Origin of the sequence: Streptococcus sp. HF-2466 (assembly GCF_015594645.1) — a bacterium.
Lineage (GTDB): Bacteria > Bacillota > Bacilli > Lactobacillales > Streptococcaceae > Streptococcus > Streptococcus anginosus.
In genome coordinates this window covers 16,373-37,610 of sequence record NZ_JADNQU010000006.1, presented here as the reverse complement: position 1 = coordinate 37,610, position 21,238 = coordinate 16,373, and the positions used below count along the sequence as shown (strand labels likewise).

20 protein-coding genes are annotated in these 21,238 nt (G+C 38.8%); 5 read left to right on the top strand and 15 right to left on the bottom strand.

Annotated features, from left to right (window positions below; all coding sequences use genetic code 11):
- Positions 1-22: 22 nt before the first annotated feature.
- The 10 genes from IYQ91_RS06075 to nrdR all read right to left on the bottom strand — a co-directional run bounded on the left by IYQ91_RS06075 (position 23) and on the right by nrdR (position 11,622).
- Positions 23-517: a GNAT family N-acetyltransferase gene (locus tag IYQ91_RS06075; RefSeq protein ID WP_195673360.1), complete on the bottom strand. Its 495-nt coding sequence runs from the start codon at positions 515-517 to the stop codon at positions 23-25.
- Entirely contained in the window at positions 514-1,038 is a 525-nt protein-coding gene (locus IYQ91_RS06070; RefSeq protein ID WP_195673359.1) for a GNAT family N-acetyltransferase, read from the bottom strand. The genes IYQ91_RS06075 and IYQ91_RS06070 overlap by 4 nt, the downstream gene beginning before the upstream one ends.
- A complete protein-coding gene (gene murC / locus IYQ91_RS06065; RefSeq protein ID WP_195673358.1) occupies positions 1,028-2,359 on the bottom strand; it encodes a UDP-N-acetylmuramate--L-alanine ligase in 1,332 nt (443 codons plus the stop codon). Before murC ends, IYQ91_RS06070 begins: the two co-directional genes overlap by 11 nt.
- 81 nt (positions 2,360-2,440) lie before the next feature.
- Entirely contained in the window at positions 2,441-3,073 is a 633-nt protein-coding gene (locus tag IYQ91_RS06060) for a cystathionine gamma-synthase (protein ID WP_195673357.1), read from the bottom strand.
- Positions 3,074-3,113: 40 nt separating this feature from the next.
- On the bottom strand, positions 3,114-6,224 hold the full coding sequence (locus IYQ91_RS06055) for a DEAD/DEAH box helicase (protein ID WP_195673356.1): 3,111 nt from the start codon (positions 6,222-6,224) through the stop codon (positions 3,114-3,116).
- A 516-nt stretch (positions 6,225-6,740) separates the two neighbouring features.
- Positions 6,741-8,051 (bottom strand): ribosome biogenesis GTPase Der, encoded by a 1,311-nt coding sequence (gene der / locus IYQ91_RS06050; protein ID WP_195673355.1) that lies wholly within the window; start codon positions 8,049-8,051, stop codon positions 6,741-6,743.
- Positions 8,052-8,389: 338 nt separating this feature from the next.
- Positions 8,390-9,103 carry an NADPH-dependent oxidoreductase gene (locus tag IYQ91_RS06045; protein WP_117644218.1) on the bottom strand — a complete coding sequence of 238 codons (714 nt, stop codon included), beginning with the start codon at positions 9,101-9,103 and terminating at the stop codon, positions 8,390-8,392.
- A complete protein-coding gene (gene dnaI / locus IYQ91_RS06040) occupies positions 9,100-9,999 on the bottom strand; it encodes a primosomal protein DnaI (protein WP_195323439.1) in 900 nt (299 codons plus the stop codon). Before dnaI ends, IYQ91_RS06045 begins: the two co-directional genes overlap by 4 nt.
- Positions 10,000-11,148, bottom strand: a complete 1,149-nt coding sequence (locus IYQ91_RS06035; protein WP_195673354.1) for a DNA helicase — start codon at positions 11,146-11,148, stop codon at positions 10,000-10,002.
- Complete coding sequence (nrdR, locus tag IYQ91_RS06030; protein WP_003023591.1) at positions 11,149-11,622, bottom strand: transcriptional regulator NrdR; 474 nt, start codon at positions 11,620-11,622, stop codon at positions 11,149-11,151.
- A 165-nt stretch (positions 11,623-11,787) separates the two neighbouring features.
- Here nrdR and IYQ91_RS06025 point away from each other — a divergent pair, with 165 nt between their 5' ends.
- Positions 11,788-12,384, top strand: a complete 597-nt coding sequence (locus IYQ91_RS06025) for a hypothetical protein (RefSeq protein ID WP_195673402.1) — start codon at positions 11,788-11,790, stop codon at positions 12,382-12,384.
- Between the two features lie 46 nt (positions 12,385-12,430).
- Here the strand turns inward: IYQ91_RS06025 and IYQ91_RS06020 are convergent, their stop codons facing one another.
- From IYQ91_RS06020 to gndA, 4 genes are all read right to left on the bottom strand, one after another.
- The gene (locus IYQ91_RS06020) at positions 12,431-13,246 is read right to left on the bottom strand and encodes an endonuclease/exonuclease/phosphatase family protein (RefSeq protein WP_022526964.1); all 816 of its coding nucleotides are present in this window, start codon (positions 13,244-13,246) and stop codon (positions 12,431-12,433) included.
- A 16-nt stretch (positions 13,247-13,262) separates the two neighbouring features.
- Positions 13,263-15,452 (bottom strand): PTS transporter subunit IIBC, encoded by a 2,190-nt coding sequence (locus tag IYQ91_RS06015; RefSeq protein ID WP_195673353.1) that lies wholly within the window; start codon positions 15,450-15,452, stop codon positions 13,263-13,265.
- A gap of 211 nt (positions 15,453-15,663) precedes the next feature.
- Positions 15,664-16,353 (bottom strand): response regulator transcription factor, encoded by a 690-nt coding sequence (locus tag IYQ91_RS06010; protein ID WP_018543712.1) that lies wholly within the window; start codon positions 16,351-16,353, stop codon positions 15,664-15,666.
- An 8-nt stretch (positions 16,354-16,361) separates the two neighbouring features.
- Entirely contained in the window at positions 16,362-17,786 is a 1,425-nt protein-coding gene (gndA, locus tag IYQ91_RS06005; protein ID WP_059221018.1) for an NADP-dependent phosphogluconate dehydrogenase, read from the bottom strand.
- A gap of 204 nt (positions 17,787-17,990) precedes the next feature.
- Between gndA and IYQ91_RS06000 the strand changes: the two genes are divergently transcribed.
- From IYQ91_RS06000 to IYQ91_RS05985, 4 genes are read left to right on the top strand one after another with little or no spacing between them, the layout of a single operon-like run.
- Positions 17,991-18,656, top strand: a complete 666-nt coding sequence (locus tag IYQ91_RS06000) for a TetR/AcrR family transcriptional regulator (protein ID WP_049534658.1) — start codon at positions 17,991-17,993, stop codon at positions 18,654-18,656.
- A complete protein-coding gene (locus IYQ91_RS05995; protein WP_003029928.1) occupies positions 18,646-19,380 on the top strand; it encodes an ABC transporter ATP-binding protein in 735 nt (244 codons plus the stop codon). Before IYQ91_RS06000 ends, IYQ91_RS05995 begins: the two co-directional genes overlap by 11 nt.
- Entirely contained in the window at positions 19,364-20,092 is a 729-nt protein-coding gene (locus IYQ91_RS05990; RefSeq protein WP_195673352.1) for an ABC transporter permease, read from the top strand. Before IYQ91_RS05995 ends, IYQ91_RS05990 begins: the two co-directional genes overlap by 17 nt.
- Complete coding sequence (locus IYQ91_RS05985; RefSeq protein WP_003029926.1) at positions 20,092-20,319, top strand: hypothetical protein; 228 nt, start codon at positions 20,092-20,094, stop codon at positions 20,317-20,319. Before IYQ91_RS05990 ends, IYQ91_RS05985 begins: the two co-directional genes overlap by 1 nt.
- Before the next feature lie 257 nt (positions 20,320-20,576).
- Here IYQ91_RS05985 and IYQ91_RS05980 read toward each other — a convergent pair whose 3' ends face one another.
- Positions 20,577-21,116: a DUF177 domain-containing protein gene (locus tag IYQ91_RS05980; RefSeq protein ID WP_195673351.1), complete on the bottom strand. Its 540-nt coding sequence runs from the start codon at positions 21,114-21,116 to the stop codon at positions 20,577-20,579.
- Positions 21,117-21,238 lie beyond the last annotated feature (122 nt).

Sequence of the window (21,238 nt, the reverse complement as noted above, 5' to 3'; positions counted from 1 at the left end):
GAATAATCAATTCTTTTCTCCACTATTTGGGAGTTTTCCAAAGCATATCATACCAAACTTCACCTGCATAAGTAGATTGGGATACACCCTCGTTGATAAAACCATGTTTTTCATAGTAAGTGACCAAATAATCATGACAGGTTAAGTTGATTCCCAAACGCTGGTCGCGAACAGCAATATCCTTCATTGCATTCAACAAACTTCTACCTAACCCCATATTTTGAGCATTTTTAGCAATAGATAAACTGGTCAACGAAATATAATGGTCTGTCAAATGACTATAATCTTCTACCTCAGAAGTAAAGGAGTGATCTACTAAATGACGTTCTGGACGAACAGGTCCTTCAAGGTAGCCTAAAATCTGACCGTCTCGTTCAGCTACTAAGAAACTGGTTGTTAGTTTTTGGATATGGGCTTCCAAAATCTCTCGACTCAGAGCTTCTTCTGGTCCAAAGTTTTCCCATTCAATAGTCGTAATAGCATCCAAATCTGATAAATTTGCCTGTCTAATCTTCATTTTCCCTCCTTAAAATATGGATTTTCCCAAACGAATTCATATAAAATAGCATGGCTATCTCCCCTTTCAGAAATTCCTTCGTTTATGAAAGCATTCATTTCGTAGTAAGAAATCAACTCATCCGAACAAACCAACTGAATACCTTTTTGATTTTGTGCAACAGCTATTTCTTTGCAAGCAGCTAAAAGCAAAGTTCCCAGTCCCTGCTCTTTAAAATCTGGATGAATGGATAAGCGCTGAATCGTCATAAAATCAGAATCTTGCTGCCACTTTGACGAATTGTCTATCATTTCCTTTGTCAAATGACGTGAAAAAACGGCTGCCCCTACAAGGTAGCCAGCTATTTTCTCATTTAATTCCGCTATTAAAAAGTTCGTTTGACCCTGTTCAATCCATTTTTGGATTGTTTCTGCACCAGCTGCTTCTGTGGAAAAATTCGCCTCCTCAATCGCAACGATTGCCTTCCAATCTTCCAAAGAAGCTTCTCGAAGGGTGACTTGTGGTATTAGATTACTGGACATTGCTTGTCAAATTGGATAGCAAACGTTCAAAAGAATATTCATAAGTCTGAATATCCCCAGCTCCCATGAAAACATAAACAGCATTTGGGTGTTCTAACAATGGCGAAACATTGTCAACAGTAATAATTTCTGCCTTTTTGATAATTTTTTCAGCTAAATCTTCTACTTTGACATCTCCGTGATCCACCTCACGCGCAGAACCATAGATTTGCGCCAAATAAACAGCATCGGCTTGGTTCAAGGCTTCGGCAAATTCGTCCAAAAGTGCAATGGTTCTGGTAAAAGTATGTGGTTGGAAAATCGCAACAATTTCTTTACTTGGATATTTCTGGCGAGCTGCATCCAAAGTCGCAATAATTTCAGTTGGATGATGCGCAAAATCATCAATTATTGTTGTCCCATTAACCACTTTTTCAGTAAAACGACGTTTCACACCACCAAAAGTGACTAAATGCTCCCGAACTAAATTTAAGTCAAATCCAGCTGTGTATAAGAGCCCAATGACTGCTGTTGCATTCATGATATTGTGGCGACCAAAGCTAGGAATCTTAAATTCTCCTAATTCTTGCCCACGGAAAGAAACTTTAAAGCTAGAGCCTGTCGTAGAACGGAGTAAGTCATGAGCGATAAAGTCATTACCTTCCTTAAAGCCATAGTAATAAATAGGAGCGTTAGCTGTGACCCGGCGCAATTCTTTGTCTTCACCGTAAACAAATAACCCTTTGCTAACTTGCTTAGCATAATCATTAAAAGCATTGAAAACATCTTCTAAGCTGGTGAAATAATCTGGGTGGTCGAAGTCAATATTCGTGATAATTGAATATTCAGGATGATAAGGCATAAAATGACGTTCGTATTCATCTGCTTCAAATGCAAAGTATTTCGCATTTGCAGAGCCACGTCCCGTACCGTCACCGATGAGATAACTAGTATCTGTAATATTTGACAAAACGTGTGCTAACATGCCAGTCGTTGATGTCTTTCCATGTGCACCCGCCACCCCCATGCTGACAAAATTACGCATAAAGATTCCAAGAAATTCATGGTAACGCTTATAAGAAATGCCATTTGCATCGGCGTAGGCAATTTCAAGATTATTATCCGGACGGAAAGCATTTCCTGCAATAACTTCTACATCTGCTTGAAGATTTTTTTCGTCAAAAGGCAGGATTTTAATCCCTGCTTGTTCTAAGCCACGTTGTGTAAAATAATATTTCTCCACATCGCTTCCCTGAACGTGATATCCCATTTGATGCAGCATCAATGCTAAGGCACTCATTCCAGAGCCTTTAATCCCGATAAAATGATAGTTTTTTGTCATAATTTCTCCTTAAATGCTAAGAGCGTTAAATTTAGTGAAACCAAGTTCACACAAAAATATTTGGCTCTTGTCAACGTTCGATTATTTTTCTTCCAGCCGTGTTAAATTTAGCTCTTGCGCTATCCGACGCTCTCTTTGGCTTTGCAATTCTTTTTTATTGTAAATTTGACTTGTCTTTAAAAAGTCATAATTATTTTTAGCTTTTTTGGGTGATTCCTTCGGCAAAGAGGTATTTACTTTGATATCTGCTAAAATATAATGATCCTGCTTTAAATTTCGACTATATTTTGATAACCCACTACCATTTTCCTTTTGGAAAAATGCTGTTGGTTGATGTGAAATAGCTGTGTTACCATTCGTAACGGCAGGATAGGGGCGCTTTTTAGTCGTAAAATCCGATGTCAAATAAGCTGCCGAACGTTTCTTTTTCAAATCCGCTCTGGCTTCTTCTCTAGCCAATTCTGCATAGCTTTTTGGGGCAGGTTTGGCGACTTCATCAGACGGAATAGCTGAAGTTGCTTGGTAAGCTTTTCCTTCTTTTACTTGACTATCTGCAATTTTCTTTACAATTGGTTCCCATTCTAAATAATTTTTATCAACATAGTCACCATTAATATTGCTGATAAGATCACTTTCATCGTAAAGATTCATACGCGGCATTTCTGATAGCATGACTTCATCGTCAGAAATCAATGGAAAAGATTTTTCTTTCATTAGCACATTCCTTTCAACACTTCATTATAAACTATTGATGCTATTTTTCAAGTGTTTCTGGAGAAATTCCTAGAATTTCTCGTATTTCAGCAACGGTTAGGCTGCTGCGCGACTCCGTTCCGTCTAGGATAGTTGACACGAGATGGCGCTTGCTTTCTTGCAATCCTTGGATTTTTTCTTCAATTGTGCCTCGCGTAATTAGGCGATAGACTTCTACATTTCTTTCTTGTCCCATACGGTGAGCTCGACCAATTGCCTGAGACTCTACTGCTGGATTCCACCAAAGGTCAACTAGAATAACGGTATCTGCACCTGTCAGGTTTAAGCCAACGCCACCAGCTTTTAGGGAGATTAGAAAAGCGTCTCCTTCCCCATTGTTGAAAGCATTTGTCATCTCTTGGCGATCTTTTGCTGGGGTGGAGCCTGTAATTTTAAACATCTCCATTTTCATCTTTTTCAATTCTTTTTCGATAATGTCTAGCATACCTCGGAATTGAGAAAAGATGAGCACACGGTGGTTTCCCGTCTGAATCTGTTCTAGCAGCTCTAGCAGGCTTTCTAATTTACCACTCTCTCCATAATAATCTTCCATAAAGAGTGCTGGGGTATCACAGATTTGGCGCAAACGCATCAAGCCGGATAAAATTTCCATTTTGCTGCGATTGAGTTCTTCCTCTGTAGAAGCAAGCACGCGCTCCTGCATTTGTTTTAACTGCGCTAGGTAGATAGCCTTTTGACTATCTGCCAATTCATTGCGATAAGACACTTCGATGAGATCTGGCAATTCTTGCAAGACATCTTCTTTCTTTCGCCGCATGACAAATGGCTTAATAAAACGAGCGACAGTTTCTGCAGGCAGTTTCAAAAAGTTCTTTTTGCTAGGTAATAATCCTGGTAAAACAATTTGAAAAATAGACCATAATTCTCCAAGATTATTTTCAATCGGCGTTCCAGAAAGAGCAAAGGTATTTTTGACCTCAAAATTTCGTAAATGATGAGCAATCTTGGTCTGTGCATTTTTCATGACCTGCGCTTCATCTAAAAAGAGATAATCGAAGTTCAATTGACTATATTCTTCAACATCTTGACGGAAAGAAGCATAGCTTGTAATCATCACCTGATGACCTTCTGCAATCAAGTTATCTCTGACTGGTTTTAATCCATAAATGACCGCTACATCCATTTCTGGTGCAAATTTCGCAAACTCATCCAGCCAATTGTAAATCAAACTAGATGGAGCCAAAATCAAAACATTGGTCTCTTTTTTTAGCTGACTACTTAAAAAGGCAATGGTTTGAAGGGTTTTTCCCAACCCCATATCATCTGCTAAAATACCACCAAATCCGTAACGATGAAGCATAGACATCCATTTGACACCCGTTTCTTGGTAATCACGCAAAGTTGCTTCCACTTTTAATGTAGGTAGCGCAAACTCCTCTGGATGCGTCAAGTCAAAGGCTAAATGGCGGAACTCCTCTGAAAAGCTAACTTTTTCTTGGTCTTTAAACAATTCAGATAGCTGATAAGCAGCAATCTTCTGCGTTTGGAAAATGCCGTCTTTTCCTTTTTTAGCTCGTAAATCCTGTAAGGTTTTGCTGACTCTTTTTGTTTCTTCGTCAAAAACGAGCACCTTGCCAGAGCGACTAATGAAATAATCATTAGCCGAAAAAAGAGCTTCTAAAGCATCATCCACTTCCACTTGGTCAATACTTGTAAAATCAAACCCGATGTCCAACAAGCCACCATTTGTCTGAACAGAAACTGCCGGTCTTTCCACTTGGTACAAGGCTGTCAGGTTTTCTGCCACAGATACCCTTCCCAAGCGCCTAAAACGAGGGAGAATGGACGTAAAAAATGAATAAATCTCTTGTGGTTGCAATGGCGGACGGGTGCTTGTGAAATCTGCTTCAAAGCCAGCAGACAGAGCTTGTTGAAAAACCCTTTGTTCTAACTGAAAATCGCTGGCAAATGGCAGTTCTTCCAACTTAAAACGAGTATCCACAACACGATTTCCATAGTCAAACTGGATTTTGAGACGAATTTCCTGAGTATCCAATAACTCGAAAGCAAACAGCGGAGTGAACGTATGAATCATCAAACTTTCTGGTGCGTGAATAGAGCCGACTTTACCAAATTCTAATAATCCTGAAGCAAGTTTTGCTTGATCGCTTGTATCAAATTGAAGGCGTTTTTTACGATCGGTATCCACAGGTAATTCTCGAATCACCTGAATCATCCGCTTTTGTTGATCTGTCAGTTGATAGAAATAATCCCCATAAAAAATAAAGTCACCACCATATAGGATTTTATAATTTTGCTCTGTAATGGTGAGTTCGAAATAATCCAAATTTTCCTCTACTGTAAAATCATAAATTCCTACTTCAGCATGCAAATCTTGGAAAAAGACTTTGTCATAGTCATAAAGACTGTATTCTAAGCGAAAATGCGGTAAATTCATGAGTCGATTTACGCCTTCTTCAAACAGACTAGACGGAAAATAAAGATGTCTAGCTGCATTTGGAAAGATAAAAGAAGCATCTTGATCTTGCTGATAAGAAACAAGTCCTCGTAAAAACTGGATCACCTCTTGACTAGCTTCATCAAAAGCAGCCAATTGCATTTTTTCATAATAGTGCTTGCCGATTTGATAATAATCGCCTTTTTCAACAATCTTTAAAAAAGCACGAATATCCCGGATAACATAGGAGCGCTCATCTGGTAAACGACTGATGCGCAAGGTCCACAAAAATTGTCCTGTATAATCATCTTCTTGCCCGACCGCAGACAGTTCATAGCGGACGGCTACTTCTTCTGTCTGGAGCATTTTATCCAAGAAGAGACTGCCAAAAGAAACCTTCGTTTGAGTTTCTTCTGAAGTTGTTTGCTCCTCTTCAAGATTAGTCAAAACGACTTTTCCTTCAGGGTCATTTTTAAGAAAATATTCTAAACCTGCTAGATGAGCACAGTATTTCTTTTTTTGAAAAAAATCACAGGCGCAAAAAATGGCTTCGTCATCCAAACTATATCGCAGATTGTGATTTTCCACTCGGCTGTAAATCATCTGATCTTTCACTTTAAGAATTTCAATTTTCCCTGCTTCGTAAAGAGCAATCCCTTCCGTCCGAATCTTCCCAGGAATCAATTTTGCCATAAGTACCACCTTTATTTTATCTATTCATTATACCATATTTTCAGCATAAAGAAAAAAAGCAAGGTTCTCCTCGCTTTCTTTTAGAAAATGTCCTCGTTGAGCTTTTTATAGCATTTAGTGCGTGCAATCAACACTTTCATAAAACCGACTAGCAATATTGTATTTCCTATTACTAAGAATACTAAAAGGAGCCAAATTCCCAGTAAAAGTAGAGAGAATTTTGTTATCATCAACCAAATGACGCCCAATGTTATTGTTATAGCGGCCAAGAAAAGATGTGCAATTCCTACAACTATCAAACTAAAAAGTGATAACCAATAGCGAAAACCAAACGGTTTGTACTTTCTATCATCATAATGAATATTACATAAGCTGCACTTGCAATTCCAATGAGCACCACTTTAGCAATATTTATCCAATTCATATTTCTTTCTCACATAGGTACGTTAGACTAGTTATCTTGTACTGTACCACTTCTACTATTTTTATGTTCAGCCTTGTTTAGTTAGTTCCGCCCTACTTCCGCTTTCTGGCAATGAGATGAATTGGTGTCCCTTCAAATACGAAAGCTTTGCGGATTTGATTTTCTAGGAAGCGCATATAAGAAAAGTGCATGAGCTCTTCTTCATTGACGAAAATAACAAAGGTTGGCGGTTTGGTCGCAACTTGTGTCGCATAGAAGATTTTCAGCCGTTTGCCTTTGTCGGTCGGTGTCGGATTAATCGCAATGGCATCCATGATGACGTCGTTGAGCACCGCTGACGGAATGCGAGTATTTTGACTTTGACTAATTCTCTTAATCATGCCTGGCAATTGATGCAAACGTTGCTTAGTCAGAGCTGATACAAAGACAATCGGTGCATAAGAGAGATACTGAAATTGGTCGCGAATATCGGCTTCCCAATTTTGCATGGTCTTATTATCTTTTTCCAGCGTGTCCCACTTGTTAACAACGATAATAATTCCTTTACCTGCTTCATGAGCAAAACCAGCAATCCGCTTATCATACTCGCGAATCCCCTCTTCAGCATTGAGCACCATGAGCACAACATCGGAACGGTCAATGGCTCGCATAGCTCGCATAACAGAATACTTCTCTGTATTTTCATAGACCTTACCTGACTTACGCATACCCGCTGTATCAATCATAGTAAATTCTTGTCCCTCATCGTCCGTAAAGACCGTATCAATCGCATCACGAGTAGTTCCAGCCACAGGACTAGCAATCACACGGTCTTCTCCTAAAATCGCATTGATTAAGCTAGACTTGCCGACATTGGGACGACCGATGAGGCTGAATTTAATCATGTCTGGATTTTCAGCTGCTTCTTCATTGGGAAGATTTTCAACAATGGCATCTAAGATATCCCCTGTGCCAATCCCATGAACAGAAGAAACGGGATAAGGGTCACCCAAACCAAGCGCATAAAAATCAAAAATTTCACTGCGCATCTCTGGGTTATCTACTTTATTGATCGCTAGAATAATCGGCTTGTGGGTCTTGTAGAGCATACGAGCCACATATTCATCCGCATCTGTAATACCTTCTTTTCCAGACACCACAAAAACGATGACATCCGCTTCCTCCATAGCAATCTCTGCTTGGTGCTTGATTTGCTCCATAAAAGGCGCATCTACATCATCAATCCCGCCTGTATCAATCATGCTAAACTTGCGATTCAGCCACTCAGCCGTTGCATAAATACGGTCTCTGGTCACTCCTTCAACATCCTCAACAATCGAAATCCGCTCCCCGGCAATCCGGTTAAAAAGTGTTGATTTGCCGACATTAGGACGGCCGACAATGGCAATAGTTGGTAAAGCCATAGTGTTCCTCTTTCTGTTCTAAGAAGCTGGGGCAAAAGCGCTCAGCTTCACTTGTTTATGTAGTTATAATTACAGGGCGCAGCGGTTTGGAGAAACTCTATTGACTTTAGGCAATTTAGAATTTCCCATGTACAATTGACTAGGCAATTAGTGCCAATCAAACACTGCTAAGTGGTGTCTAATACGCTGATAAATCAACTTTTACACCCTTTTGGCGTCAAGTTTTACTTGACTTTATTTCCAACCTCGGAAGGTTTCCCAAACCTTTCGAGCTGTGCGGGCAAGCCAACAAAATCGAATTGTTTCGAAATGACCGATTTTGTCTCACTCTCTTTATTTTACAATAATTTCTTGTCTTGTAATAGATTTTGACTAGCAAGATTGGGCTTTTGAGCAAATTGCTTCGCTAGTCGCTCGCTCCATGTATCAGTTGCTCGATCTCCAGCATAGTCTGCTTGAATCTGATCATAGTTCTGAATAACAGATGTGTCCTGTTCTTGATAGTTTTCTTCAAAAACGACTGTTTCATACGGCAAACGTGGTTTAACAGCATGGTGCTGATCCGGCTTTCCCAAAGCCATTCCAAAAATAGGATACGTATAATCTGGTAAGTTAAACAGCTCTGCTATTTCCCTAGAAGCATAGCGAATCAAGCCAATGATGACCCCGCCATATCCCAGACTTTCAGCCGCCAAAAGAGTATTCTGCGCGACCAGACTAGCGTCAACAGAACTAATCAGAAGATTCTCCACTCCTTGTGAGTAAAAGGTATCCGTATGAAGTCGCACACCTTTCTCAGCTCGATTGAGGTCTCCGATAAAAAGAAGAAAAACAGATGACTGACGAATAGCCTCCTGAGGCACCAAATCAAACAAGGCTGCTTTCTTTTCTTGATTGCGAACAACAATAATCGAATAAGATTGGAAATTCTTCCAGCTAGAGGCTGCTCGACCAGCATCAATAATCGCCTTCAAATCCTCATCTGAAATCTGCTCATCTGTAAAACGACGAACAGAAGTATGCTTTTTCATCAAATCAATCGTTTCATTCATCGGCGATTTTCTCCTTCCAGACGAACTTCCTCTGCTAAGAATTTTATTCTTTCCATGACCCGACGAGCCTGCCAAGTTTCATCTCCGTTTTTGGATGTCGCAAAATGCCGTTCCAAATCCGCAAAATTAAAATTCGATGTAAAGAAAGTTGGCAAATTTTCCTGCATCCGGTGCTGTAAAATAACCTGCAAAATCTCATCTCGCATCCACGGACTTGATTGCTCCGCACCAATATCATCCAAAATCAATACTTGCGCTACTTTTACTTCATCAATCTTTTCCTTAACCAGACCAGAAGAAATAGCATTCTTTACATCCAAAACAAAACTAGGATAATGAAGCAAGGTCGTGGAAACACTGCGTTTTTCCGACAAATCATGTGCTAAGGCTGCCATCATGTAACTTTTTCCCACGCCAAAATCACCATAAAGGTAAATCGCTTTTTTGTAGTTTGGATAATCTGCCACAAAATTCGTCAGCAACTCAAAAGCCTTGTAACGACCAACATCGTCCAAATCCACTTTTGCCAAACTAGCTTCCTTGAGACTAACCGGAAGACTAATCAAGTTTAAACGTGCATTGATAGTTGCTTGTTTCTGCGCTTCGACTAGTTCTGGAGTTTCTTCATAAGAAACGTCTGCATACCCCTCATTCTTCACCAAGATCGGCTTATAGCCTTTGGCAATATACGCTTTATCACCTAGCAAGAAACGGTTTCGCTCAGAAATATACTGATTAAACTTAGAAATGCTTCGTTTGATTTCAGCAGGTGTTAATTGCTCAGACTGGATAAAAGCCGCCACATCTGGATCGGCTACGATTTGCTTCACCAACTCTTCATAGTTAAATTGACGAGCTTGTTTTCTATGCGCCATCGTTTGTCCAACACTCTCCATCTAGTCACCTCCTTGGTCTAATTTCGCTAAAAGTTTTCTCTTTTGCTCCTCTAGCTCAGCCTGCTTTTCAGCACTTGTTTCATTCTTATAGTCAGGATTGCTCCAGTCGGGAACATTGCTCTTTGAAGTAGACGTTTGATTTGCTTTTTTGCTTGGTTGTTGATTTCGTTCACGAATCCGCAAAACTGCTTCTTCTGCCGATGACACTTCCTGATATGAAAAGTCATTTGCTACTTTCAAAGCGTATTTTTCATTGAGATTAGCCGAATCTACCTTGTTAAAAGTCAACAGCAAAATCACATTGATCACTTCATCTAACAGTCCCAAATTAGCCAGTTCTTGCAAACACTGACGTTCTCCTCGTGTGATTGTCGCATGCTTGGTTTTTTTGATTTCTGCCAAAAACTGCATGGCTGACTTACTCTTAGCCTCTCGGATAATCGTTTGTTCAGCATTAGAAAATCCGCTTACAGTAGGCTTTTGATTTAATTTTTGCTTCATTCGCTTGGTTGAAATCACATGACCGACAGCCGTTTCCTTAGCCAACAAATAGGTCTCATACCAAGTCCAATTTTGTTGCTCTGAAATAGCAAAGAGTACCAGCAAATCTTCTTTTTCGTTTTCAAAACGCAAGTTTTCTCGCGCCATCAATTGTTTAAAGTAATCCAAGTCAAAATGATTCTGTTTTGATTGCGGCTCTACCTTTGCATCTTCCACTTGAAAAATCTCTGACAGCTTCACATCTTGCTTCTCACCACTTGGGTGACTAGGCAACAAAGCTTCTACTGCAGCTTCACCAATCTTCTTTTCTAGCAGGCGTCTATAAACAGGATTGCTTAAAAATTCACCAGACGCTAATGTGGGCTGCAAATAGACCTGAAAATGATTCTCCGTATGATAAAGCTCTACCAACTGCATAGCGGACAACATTTCTAAACTTTTTTGCAAGGCATTCATCCCCAGATTGAGATGATTCAAAATGTGCCCAAAAGTATAAGATGATTTTCCATTATCCCAAAAAGCAAGAAAATACTGATAGATAGAGGTTGCATGAAACCCTAAAATTGGCAAATACAGACGAATCAAATTGGTGCTGTCCTGACTAATCAGATTATTCTTCACAAACGAAAATTGATCATTCGGTTTCATCTATTGTTCCTTTTTCTTTTTCGCTGTTTTTGTAATCTGTTTCAAGAGGCTTTCCAGCTCGCTCACATCTTTAAAGCTACGATAAACACTAGCAAAACGAACATAAGTAATTTCATCTAAATCCGCCAACTCTTCCATAACCAAACCACCGATATACTCGCTTGCGATCTCATTTTCATTACTACTGCGTACTTTTTGCTCAATTCGGCTAACAATTGCTTCAATCTCATCACTAGAAACAGGACGTTTTTGCGCCGAACGAATGATTCCATTAAAGATCTTATCTCTTGAAAATTGTTCCCGCGTGCCATCCTTTTTAACGACAACGAGCGTCCGTTCTTCTACACGTTCATAAGTCGTAAAGCGATACTGACATTCATCACACTCACGCCGACGACGGATTGTGTTGCCATCTTCTGCTTGCCGACTGTCAATAACACTTGATTTACTACCACCACACTTAGGACAACGCATCTGCTTCCCTCCTGAATTCTTAATACTTCATTATACCATGTTTTAAGAAATAACAAAAGATAGGAACTTCCTCACGAAAACATATAATAATCCGTTATCCTATTTACTTCTCTCAAGAAATTTTATATAATAATTGTAAACGTTATCATTTTAAGGAGAATTATGATGAAAAGATTTTTTTCTGTTGCCTTTTTTAAAGACAAAAAGAATATTGCTATTCTAGCTTTAATTGTTCTTTTGTTGGTTTCCTTTTCTACCAAAGGAAACCAGCGCGAAAATGGAGAAGAATATAAAGTACAGATTCAAAAATTAACAAAAAGCAATGAAAAAGCCGCTAAAGATTACAAAGCATTAAAAAATGAGTTTGACTCCTACAAAAGAGAAAACGAGCAATATATTGCTATAGGTAGAAAAGAGAAACAGGCAAAGAAGGAGAAGACCGCTGAGGAAGAGAAGAAAAAGGAAGTGGAAAAAGCTAAGCAAGAAAAAGCAGCAAAAGAACAAGAAATAGCTAAACAAGCGGAAGAAAAACGAAAACAAGAAGAAGCAGCTGCCGCTCAAGCGCAGCAACAACAAGAGGCTGCTGCAGCACAAGAAGCTCAACAGCAGGAACGAACCGTTTATGTAGCTCGTAACGGAACTGCTGAGGTTTATTGGTACAGTATAGATAATATGCCACGCAATACACGGTTTGACAGAGTAGTCACCATGACTGAAGCCGATGCTATCAATGCTGGAAAACGCCACACCTCTAAAGAATGACAATCAAAAACGGGAAGTTCAAGATAAAACTTCCCGTTTTTGATTGTTAAAATGCAACTTCTGCTTCTAACCCAAAATGGTCACTAACGACAGGTGTTGCTTTGCCGTCAAAAACAACAGCAGATTTTTTAACGTTAAAATCTTTACTCGTAAAGATATAATCAATTTTTAGAGCATCCTTGTTTCCAGCCCAGCCGGCAATATCGCCTTCAACTGTTGCTGTACCAATGACTGTAGCCGCAACAACATGACTGTCTTGCAGAGCAAGCGGACTTTTTAGAATGTGCCGATAGCCCTCATAACCGACGGGATTGTTAAAATCTCCCATCAATACTAGAGGCATATCGCGCTGCAACAATTCTTTTTCTACTTGTACCCATTCTTCTTGGAAGCCTTTGTCCCACCAAGAAAGATGACAGGAAGCCACCGTTACAAGCCGTCCATCTACTTCTGTTTCCGCCAAAAGTACTTTTCTAGTGTGATAATCCGTTGGATCGTTGGCATCTGAAACCAATAACTCACTTGGTTTCAACGGCTTTAAGGATAAAATAGCGACTCCCTCATGAAACCGATCAAAACCAATATGATTATAAGCCCAAGACCAATGATAAATAAGACCTTTCTCTATCAATCTCTCCACGAGACAATGCGCAAAGTGGTCTTTATGAATCGCAATGGCGCCATCTACCGCATGATAAAATGGAGCCTGAACAACCTGTTCAGACTCCATTTCTTGATTGACTTCCTGCAGGCAAATGACATCATATTTTTCTTGAAGAATCCGCTCAGCTAGTTGATCTAGCTTTTTTTCTTGCTCATCTTCCATCCAACTATGAGTATTTAAAGTCAGGAATTTTGCCATGATTTCTCTTTCCTATTTACAATTCTACTTTAGCAACAACTGTTTTCACTGCTACTTTGCCGAATGTTTCAACAGTTACAGATTTAATAGCTTGTGCATTTGTGAAGACAACAACTGTTGAAGTTTCACGACCTGCTGCTTTGATAGCTTCTAAATCAGCTGTTACAAGAAGATCACCTGCTACTACTTTTTGACCTTCTGCAACATGTACTTCAAATGGTTTACCTTCAAGACTGACTGTATCAAGTCCGATATGAACAAGCACTTCAAGACCATTATCAGTCAAGAGACCAAGAGCGTGTTTTGTAGGGAAAATGCTTGTAATAGTACCTGCTACTGGTGAGTAGATATTGCCATTTTCAGGTTCAACTGCAAATCCGTCACCCATCATTTTTTGTGAGAAGACAGGATCTTTCACATCAGAGATAGCAATGACTTCACCGTCAGCAACCGTTTCAATTTCTTCTGTTACACCTTTGTAGCTCACTTCTGCTGCTTGTGAAGCTGTCATTTGACTCGGAAGAGTTTCGGGAATCACTTCACCTGAGTCAAGTAAGTCTTGAATATCAGATTTCAGAACGTCCGCTTTCGGACCATAAATGGCTTGAACACCTTGGCCTTTCATCACCAAGCCCATTGCTCCTTCAGCTTTCCATTGCTCTTCTGTACCAACTTTTTCTGCATCTTTAACAGTTACACGAAGACGTGTCATACATGCGTCAACATCAACAATGTTTGCACGTCCACCAAGAAGATTGATAATATTCACAGCTTGAGATGCTTCTGCTACTTTGCCACCAGCTGGGGCAGACGAAGGACTATCTTCTCCATCAGCTGTTTCATAGTTTCCGTTACGTCCTGGAGTTGCGTAGTTAAATTTCTTAATCATGAAGTTGGCAATAAAATACATTCCAACTGCAAAGAGCACTGTTACCCAAACAAAATTAATAATATCCATACCCAAACCAGCATTGATGGCTAGTGGAGTACGAGTCAGAAATTCGATTGAACCAAATGAGTGCATACGCAAGTGAACAACGTCAGCCATTGCAAAGGCTAACCCTTGCACAACAGCATACACCAAATAAAGAGGTGTTGCAACAAACATAAACATGTATTCAATTGGTTCTGTAACACCTGTTAAGAAAGTTGCAAGTCCTGTTGCAATCATCATCCCTTTGTATTTATGTTTCTTATCATCATCTACATTTCGATAAATTGCAAAGGCAACCCCCATCAAAATACCAAATGAACCAATCATTTGCCCAACTTTAAAACGAGCTGGAGTAATACTATTTAGAAGATGTTGATATTGGTCAGCGTGTGAACCTTTTAAATTAACAAGGTCTGTTACCCAAGCCAACCATAATGGATCTTGACCAAATACAGTCGTTCCTTTAGCAGCCCCTGTCAACACTTCATATGTCCCACCTAATTGAGTATAGTTGATTGGAATTGTCAACATATGGTGAAGTCCAAATGGTAAAAGAAGACGTTCTAAAGTACCAAACAAGAATGGTGCGAGAATTGGAGCTGTCTTTTGAGAGTTAGCAATCCAAATACCAAAATTGTTGATTCCAGTTTGAACAACTGGCCAAAATACTGCAAGAATCAAAGCCACAATTGTAGAACGCAAAATAACAACGAATGGCACAAACCGTTTACCATTAAAGAATGAAAGCGCATCTGGTAATTTACGGTAATTATAATATTTGTTGTAAGCAGTTGCTCCAACAAAACCGGCAATGATACCAACAAACACCCCCATATTAAGAGCAGGAGCTTCAAGTACACTTACAAAATAATCAGCCACCTTAATGGTTCCACCAAAGACAGTTTTTACAGTAGCTCCTTGTTTTGTAAGAAGGTCTGAAGTTACTCCAAAAAAGACCCCTGTAATACGGTTAATTAAAATAAATGAAAGTCCGGCCGCAAATGCACCACCAGCACGTTCCTTTGCCCAGCTACCTCCAATAGCTAATGCAAACAAAATGTGAAGGTTACCGATAACACCCCAACCAATTTGTTCTAGCACGCCACCTGTTGTAACAAGAGCAGCTACGTTTGGATTGATCATTGGAATTGACTTACCAATACTGATCATCAAACCAGCCGCGGGCATTACTGCGATAACGACCATCAGAGCTTTTCCGAATTTTTGCCAAAATTCGAAACTGAATATGTTTTTGAATGTCTCTTTCATCATTCATATCTCCTTATAAAATTTTCCGCAAGCGCTTTCCGCAAACGTTTGCATTTATTTGACTCTTTAATTATATCATATATTTCTATTTTGTAAAGCGTTTTTATATAATATTTTAAAAATTTTTCCTATTTCTTGCTTACAAATTGTAATAGACTAGGGAAATACGCCCATTAGAAAAGTGCAGAAAAACGATATTTCCTGCACCTCAGAGTTATTCTTGCATAGCATAACCAACACCACGCACGGTTTTTATATAACTTTTTTGCCCCGCTATATCAATTTTACTACGAAGATAGCGAATATAAACATCGACAACATTTGTTTCAACAGCTCCTTCGTATTTCCACACGCGTTCTAACAACTGTTCACGGCTTAAAGCCTGATGACTTCCCATCAATGTTGCTAATAAATCATACTCTCTTCGAGTCAAAGCAATCACTTCTTCACCTCGATAAACTGTATGATTTTGCACATCAATCCGAAGATTCCGATAAGATGTTGGAACTTTCATCTGACTACAATGCTGGTCAATAAAATCACGCCCACGAAAAATGGCAGAAATTTTTTCAACTAAGTCCGTCACAATGAATGGTTCTACCATGTAAGCAACAGCAAAGCGTTGGATTTCCTCAGTATATTGAAGAATATTATCACGATTATCCAATACAATGATGACCGAAGCAGGCTTTATCACACTTAATTGTGCGGCAAATTCTGTTCCTGTCATATCGTCAAGCATAAAATTCAACAGGAATAAATCGTATTGATTAGCTCTCGCAGACGCCAAAGCATCTTTTCCTGTTTCAAAAAGATCAACTCGATAACCTTCTTTTTGTAGCTCTAAGCCAATAAATTGCGCTAATTTTTTTTCTTTCTCAACTAATAAAATCCGCTTCGCCATAGCCTATCCTATTTTTCATCATACCAAGAATAGTGGTAAATTCCTTCTTTGTCCTTGCGTTCATACGTATGCGCACCAAAGTAATCGCGTTGCGCTTGAATTAAATTGGCTGGCAAGTTTTCTGCACGATAGCTATCAAAGTAAGCAATCGCACTAGAGAACGTTGGTACCGGCACACCTGCTTGAACAGCCAACGCCACTACATCACGAACAGCTTGTTGGTATTTGGCAGTGACGTCCATAAAATATTCGTCAAGCAGTAAGTTTGCAAGATCTGGATTACGTCCGTATGCATCTGTAATTTTTTGCAAGAAACGAGCACGAATGATACAACCAGCACGCCAAATAGAAGCAATTTCACCAAACGGAAGATTCCAATCCTGTTCTTTAGATGCTACACGCAATTGTGAGAAACCTTGTGCATAAGACATAATTTTCGAGAAGTAGAGGGCTTGACGAATTTTTTCAATCAATTCAGCCTTGTCTCCTTCAAATTTAATAGCAGTAGGTTTTGGAAGAACCTTGCTAGCCTGAACACGTTCTTCTTTGTAAGCAGAAATATAACGCGCAAAAACAGACTCCGTGATAAGTGGAAGTGGAACACCAAAATCAAGAGCTGATTGGCTCGTCCATTTTCCTGTTCCTTTATTTCCAGCTGCATCCAAGATGTAATCAACGATTGGTCCATCTTGTCCTTCATCATCTTTACGTGTCAAAATATCAGCAGTGATTTCAATCAGATAGCTATCCAACTCACCCTTATTCCATTCAGTAAAGATTTCAGCCATTTCTGCTGCTGAAAATCCAAGCAAGTGCTGCATTAAATCATAACTTTCTGCAATCAGTTGCATATCGCCATACTCAATCCCATTGTGGACCATTTTTACATAATGACCTGCACCATTTGGTCCGATATAAGTTACACATGGTGCCCCATCCTCTGGCGCTTTCGCTGAAATTTCTTCCAATACATCTGCTACCAATTCATAGGCTTCTTTTTGTCCACCAGGCATGATAGATGGACCTTCAAGCGCACCTTTTTCACCACCAGATACTCCTGTCCCGATAAAATTGATTCCAGAATTTGCCAATTCTTCTGAACGACGAATAGTATCTTTATAGAACGTATTTCCACCGTCAATCAAGATATCTCCCTTATCCAGGAACGGTAATAATGCTTGAATCGTTGCGTCTGTCCCTGGCCCAGCTTTAACCATGAGCATGATCCGACGTGGTTTTTCAATAGAATTCACAAAACTTTCCACATCGTAACTTGGAACAAAGTTTTTTTCAGGATGAGATGCAATCACATCCTCTGTTTTATTCGCTGACCGGTTGTAAATTGCTACTGTATAGCCACGAGATTCGATGTTTAGGGCAAGGTTACGACCCATAACGGCCATACCCACAACGCCAAAGTTTGCTTTTGTCATGTCTTACTCCTATTTATAGTTACTAGTCTTATTGTAACATTTTGCAAGCATAATTGAAAGTACTTTGCCATGATATGAATTATAAAAAGAGCGAAACTGCAACTAGGTGAACAAAATATTTTTCACTGCTTGACAAAAAAGACCTTTTGTTATATAATAAAAACCGACCAGTCGGTATGTATTTTAAAAAAGAAGGTAAATAATATGCAAAAAAAGTATGATTCAAAGGTTACTATCGAAACCATTTTAACTGTTTCAACCAAATTATTTTTAGAAAAAGGTTTTGATAAAACCAGTATGCGAGATATTGCAGAAGCAGCAAATGTGTCAAAAGGTGCCATTTATCATCATTTCAAATCGAAAGATGATGTTATAAATGCTGTAACAAAAAGGCAAACTGAAGCTACAAAAGAGACAATGAAGCTCTTACTATCCCAAACAAGCTCTCTGAGCGGAAAAGAACAATTGTCACTTATTTTAGAAAAGACTATTGAAAATCAAGAAATTCATTATTTAGATGATGCCATGGTTCCAAAAATGAAAAGTGCAGAATTTGTTATCTCCTACATGAAAGATTGTGTAAATAACGATGCTCCTTTTCTTTCTAAAATTATTCAAAAAGGGATTGATGATGGATCTATTGTTACAAAATATCCTGATGAATGCGCAGAAATCTTTTTGCTATTATTAAATGTGTGGTGTGACCCTGCGGTATTTACTTGTGATGAAGAGAAGCTATTAACACGATTAAATTTCTTACAAACCCTAATGGCTTCTCTAGGCATTGATGTATTGAATAATACGCTCATTGAAAAATTCATGAACTTATTGCACAGATTATATTTTAAGGAGGGTAACAATGAAACATAATTTAGCAGTCGAAACAGACAATCTAACCAAAACCTTTGATAAAAAAGAGGTTATCAGAGCTTGCAATATTCACGTAGAAAAAGGGAGTATCTACGGATTTCTAGGAGCAAATGGAGCTGGAAAAACAACTGTATTTAAACTACTGTCCGGGCTACTCATACCAACAATGGGCAAGATACAAATCTTGGGATTAGATATTGGAAAACAGCGAAATGAAATCCTATCAGAAATAGGCACCTTAATTGAAACACCTGTATTTTATGAACATTTATCAGCCGAGGAAAATTTACAAATCCATCTCTCCTATATGGGAAAAGAAGGTAAAGATTGTGTCTCTGCTTTGCAAAAGGTTGGGCTAAATAACACTGGAACCTTGCCAGTATCTAAATTTTCTTTGGGCATGCGACAACGTTTAGCAATCGCGCGAGCCATTGTCCATGAACCAGAACTACTCATCTTAGACGAACCAATAAATGGTCTGGATCCTATGGGAATCAGAGAAATGCGAGAATTATTCTTGCAACTAAAGAATGAACAAGGTATGACCATTCTAGTATCTAGCCATATATTAAGTGAAATAGAACATATTGCAGATACTATCGGTGTCATTGTGAATGGCACCGTTGTAGAGGAAGTTAGCTTGTCTGCAATAGAAAATCAATTCCCAAATGGACTGGAAGACTATTTCTTCAATATCATGAGTGGGGGTGAAAAAATTGTTTAAATTGATAAAATTAGAATTAAAAAGAAATAATATCAAAACATATGTAATTGCAAGTAGCGTTACCTTTATTGTAATGCTTGGCTTTATTTACTTGTTTGCATATGCCCCTCAAATAAATCCAGACCCAGATCTACAAATATTTGCAGGATATCCTAAAATTATTTCCTTATTTTCAACACTAAGTATGGCTGTCTTCGCAACACTCTCTGCCACCATGTGTACACGGTTTATCATTGATGAATACAAAGATAAACGAGCTATTTTATTATTTTCCTACCCTATCAGAAGAGATAAAATATTATGTTCAAAATTAATGGTTGCCTTTCTTTTTACGCTCATGGCAATGGTATCTTGTAATGTGCTAGCCTTTGGAATATTTGGCATCACAGAGTCCATTAGTCCTTTGGTTGAAGGCACATGGACTGTCTCTCTTATGATGAGAGCAATCAAAATAACAATCATCATGTCCATGATAGCAGCATCAACTGGGATTATAGCTGTAGGTATTGGTTTTTTGAAAAAATCTATACCAACTACCATTTTGTCGGCTGTCTTTCTTTCCTCTTTATTTTGTAATATCCTGTTTAGTTTTATAGGAAATAGCAATAAAAATGATGTAGCCGCTCTTATCTTAATGTGCCTTACTGTTTTGGGTGGAATTGGTGTGTCATTGTTGCTTACTAAAAAAATAAACCATATGGAGGTAGAATAATGGAACGGACCTTAGATAATACAGTTAATACTGTGCTTGAAAGCATTTTTGGTAAAAACGGTTTGCAAATCAATATGATTTTTGGATTTATCATCTTAGTAGTAGGAATAGGCATGTTTTTATTTTCAAAAAACAACTCGTCTTCCAAAAAGCGAACAATTGGATGGATTTGCATTGGATTAGGCTGCTTAGGAATTATCAGTGGTATCATTCAGTTATTGTTATAATTATTCTTAGTTACTTTCAATTTTCCAAGAGATATCCACATCAAAAGAATAAATCCTAACATTTAAAAATATTAAAGAGGATGGGACAAAAGTCCAACCTCAAATATAAAAAGCGAACAAAACTAGTTTTCTGGCAATCAGAATTCTGCTTTGTTCGCTTGTCGCATTTAATTATAGATTTGAAGGGCTTAATAATTAAGATTTTTAAAAATTGAAATCTTTTTGTCCCAAACTCTTCTTCTATCTGGATTATTAACTCAATTTTCTTCATCAAACAGGTTCTTCAGGCTAGCAAAAGGGCTCTTGCTTGCTTTTTGCTCTTCTTGCTGGCGGCGGTATTCTTCCTCGGTCATGACCTGCCAGTCTTGTCCCACTGGAAAATCCTGCCCTGCTTCTTCCTCAGCCGTCAAGACCTTAAGCGGGATATTGAGCAAGATATTATCTGCTACACTTTCTGCCAGATCAATCTCATCGCCCTCAAGCCCCAAAACGAGGTCATCATCAATCAAGTCTTGACTGATCTTCTCGCCATGATTTTCCATGAAAATCTCATTGACCAAGTAAGTTTCCTTGCGCTCAACAGGCTCCATGCTGCGGCTGGACGCCAGAGTAATCGTGTAGGACAAATCATAGTCTAAAAAGTAAAGACCGTCCTCATACTGAGCCTTGCCTCTTGCAAGCACATCGCAGATGCCCAAAATTTCAGGGTTACGCCCTTTTAAATCAGCAACTAAGTCAAAATTCACTTCAAAGTCTAGTCCATCGGGGTTCTTACGAATTTCATGAATATTTAGCATATACTTTTCCTCCAATATTCCTTAAACCATTATAGCATTTTCTTTCTGTTTGTGCGCCTTTCTTTGCAACTTACCCTGCCGTTTTCTACCAGTCACTTTCCCTTTGACACCACTTGGCTAAA

Bases quoted from the DNA above. Each gene is read 5' to 3' on its own strand.
- IYQ91_RS05980 (WP_195673351.1), bottom strand. From the start codon at position 21,116: ATGCTAAATATTCATGAAATTCGTAAGAACCCCGATGGACTAGACTTT.
- IYQ91_RS05995 (WP_003029928.1), top strand. From the start codon at position 18,646: ATGAAACATAATTTAGCAGTCGAAACAGACAATCTAACCAAAACCTTT.
- IYQ91_RS06055 (WP_195673356.1), bottom strand. From the start codon at position 6,224: ATGGCAAAATTGATTCCTGGGAAGATTCGGACGGAAGGGATTGCTCTT.
- IYQ91_RS06015 (WP_195673353.1), bottom strand. From the start codon at position 15,452: ATGATGAAAGAGACATTCAAAAACATATTCAGTTTCGAATTTTGGCAA.
- der (WP_195673355.1), bottom strand. From the start codon at position 8,051: ATGGCTTTACCAACTATTGCCATTGTCGGCCGTCCTAATGTCGGCAAA.
- IYQ91_RS05985 (WP_003029926.1), top strand. From the start codon at position 20,092: ATGGAACGGACCTTAGATAATACAGTTAATACTGTGCTTGAAAGCATT.
- IYQ91_RS06000 (WP_049534658.1), top strand. From the start codon at position 17,991: ATGCAAAAAAAGTATGATTCAAAGGTTACTATCGAAACCATTTTAACT.
- IYQ91_RS06010 (WP_018543712.1), bottom strand. From the start codon at position 16,353: ATGGCGAAGCGGATTTTATTAGTTGAGAAAGAAAAAAAATTAGCGCAA.
- murC (WP_195673358.1), bottom strand. From the start codon at position 2,359: ATGACAAAAAACTATCATTTTATCGGGATTAAAGGCTCTGGAATGAGT.
- IYQ91_RS06045 (WP_117644218.1), bottom strand. From the start codon at position 9,103: ATGAATGAAACGATTGATTTGATGAAAAAGCATACTTCTGTTCGTCGT.
- IYQ91_RS06025 (WP_195673402.1), top strand. From the start codon at position 11,788: ATGAAAAGATTTTTTTCTGTTGCCTTTTTTAAAGACAAAAAGAATATT.
- IYQ91_RS06020 (WP_022526964.1), bottom strand. From the start codon at position 13,246: ATGGCAAAATTCCTGACTTTAAATACTCATAGTTGGATGGAAGATGAG.
- IYQ91_RS06060 (WP_195673357.1), bottom strand. From the start codon at position 3,073: ATGAAAGAAAAATCTTTTCCATTGATTTCTGACGATGAAGTCATGCTA.
- IYQ91_RS06075 (WP_195673360.1), bottom strand. From the start codon at position 517: ATGAAGATTAGACAGGCAAATTTATCAGATTTGGATGCTATTACGACT.
- nrdR (WP_003023591.1), bottom strand. From the start codon at position 11,622: ATGCGTTGTCCTAAGTGTGGTGGTAGTAAATCAAGTGTTATTGACAGT.
- IYQ91_RS06035 (WP_195673354.1), bottom strand. From the start codon at position 11,148: ATGAAACCGAATGATCAATTTTCGTTTGTGAAGAATAATCTGATTAGT.
- IYQ91_RS06070 (WP_195673359.1), bottom strand. From the start codon at position 1,038: ATGTCCAGTAATCTAATACCACAAGTCACCCTTCGAGAAGCTTCTTTG.
- dnaI (WP_195323439.1), bottom strand. From the start codon at position 9,999: ATGGAGAGTGTTGGACAAACGATGGCGCATAGAAAACAAGCTCGTCAA.
- gndA (WP_059221018.1), bottom strand. From the start codon at position 17,786: ATGACAAAAGCAAACTTTGGCGTTGTGGGTATGGCCGTTATGGGTCGT.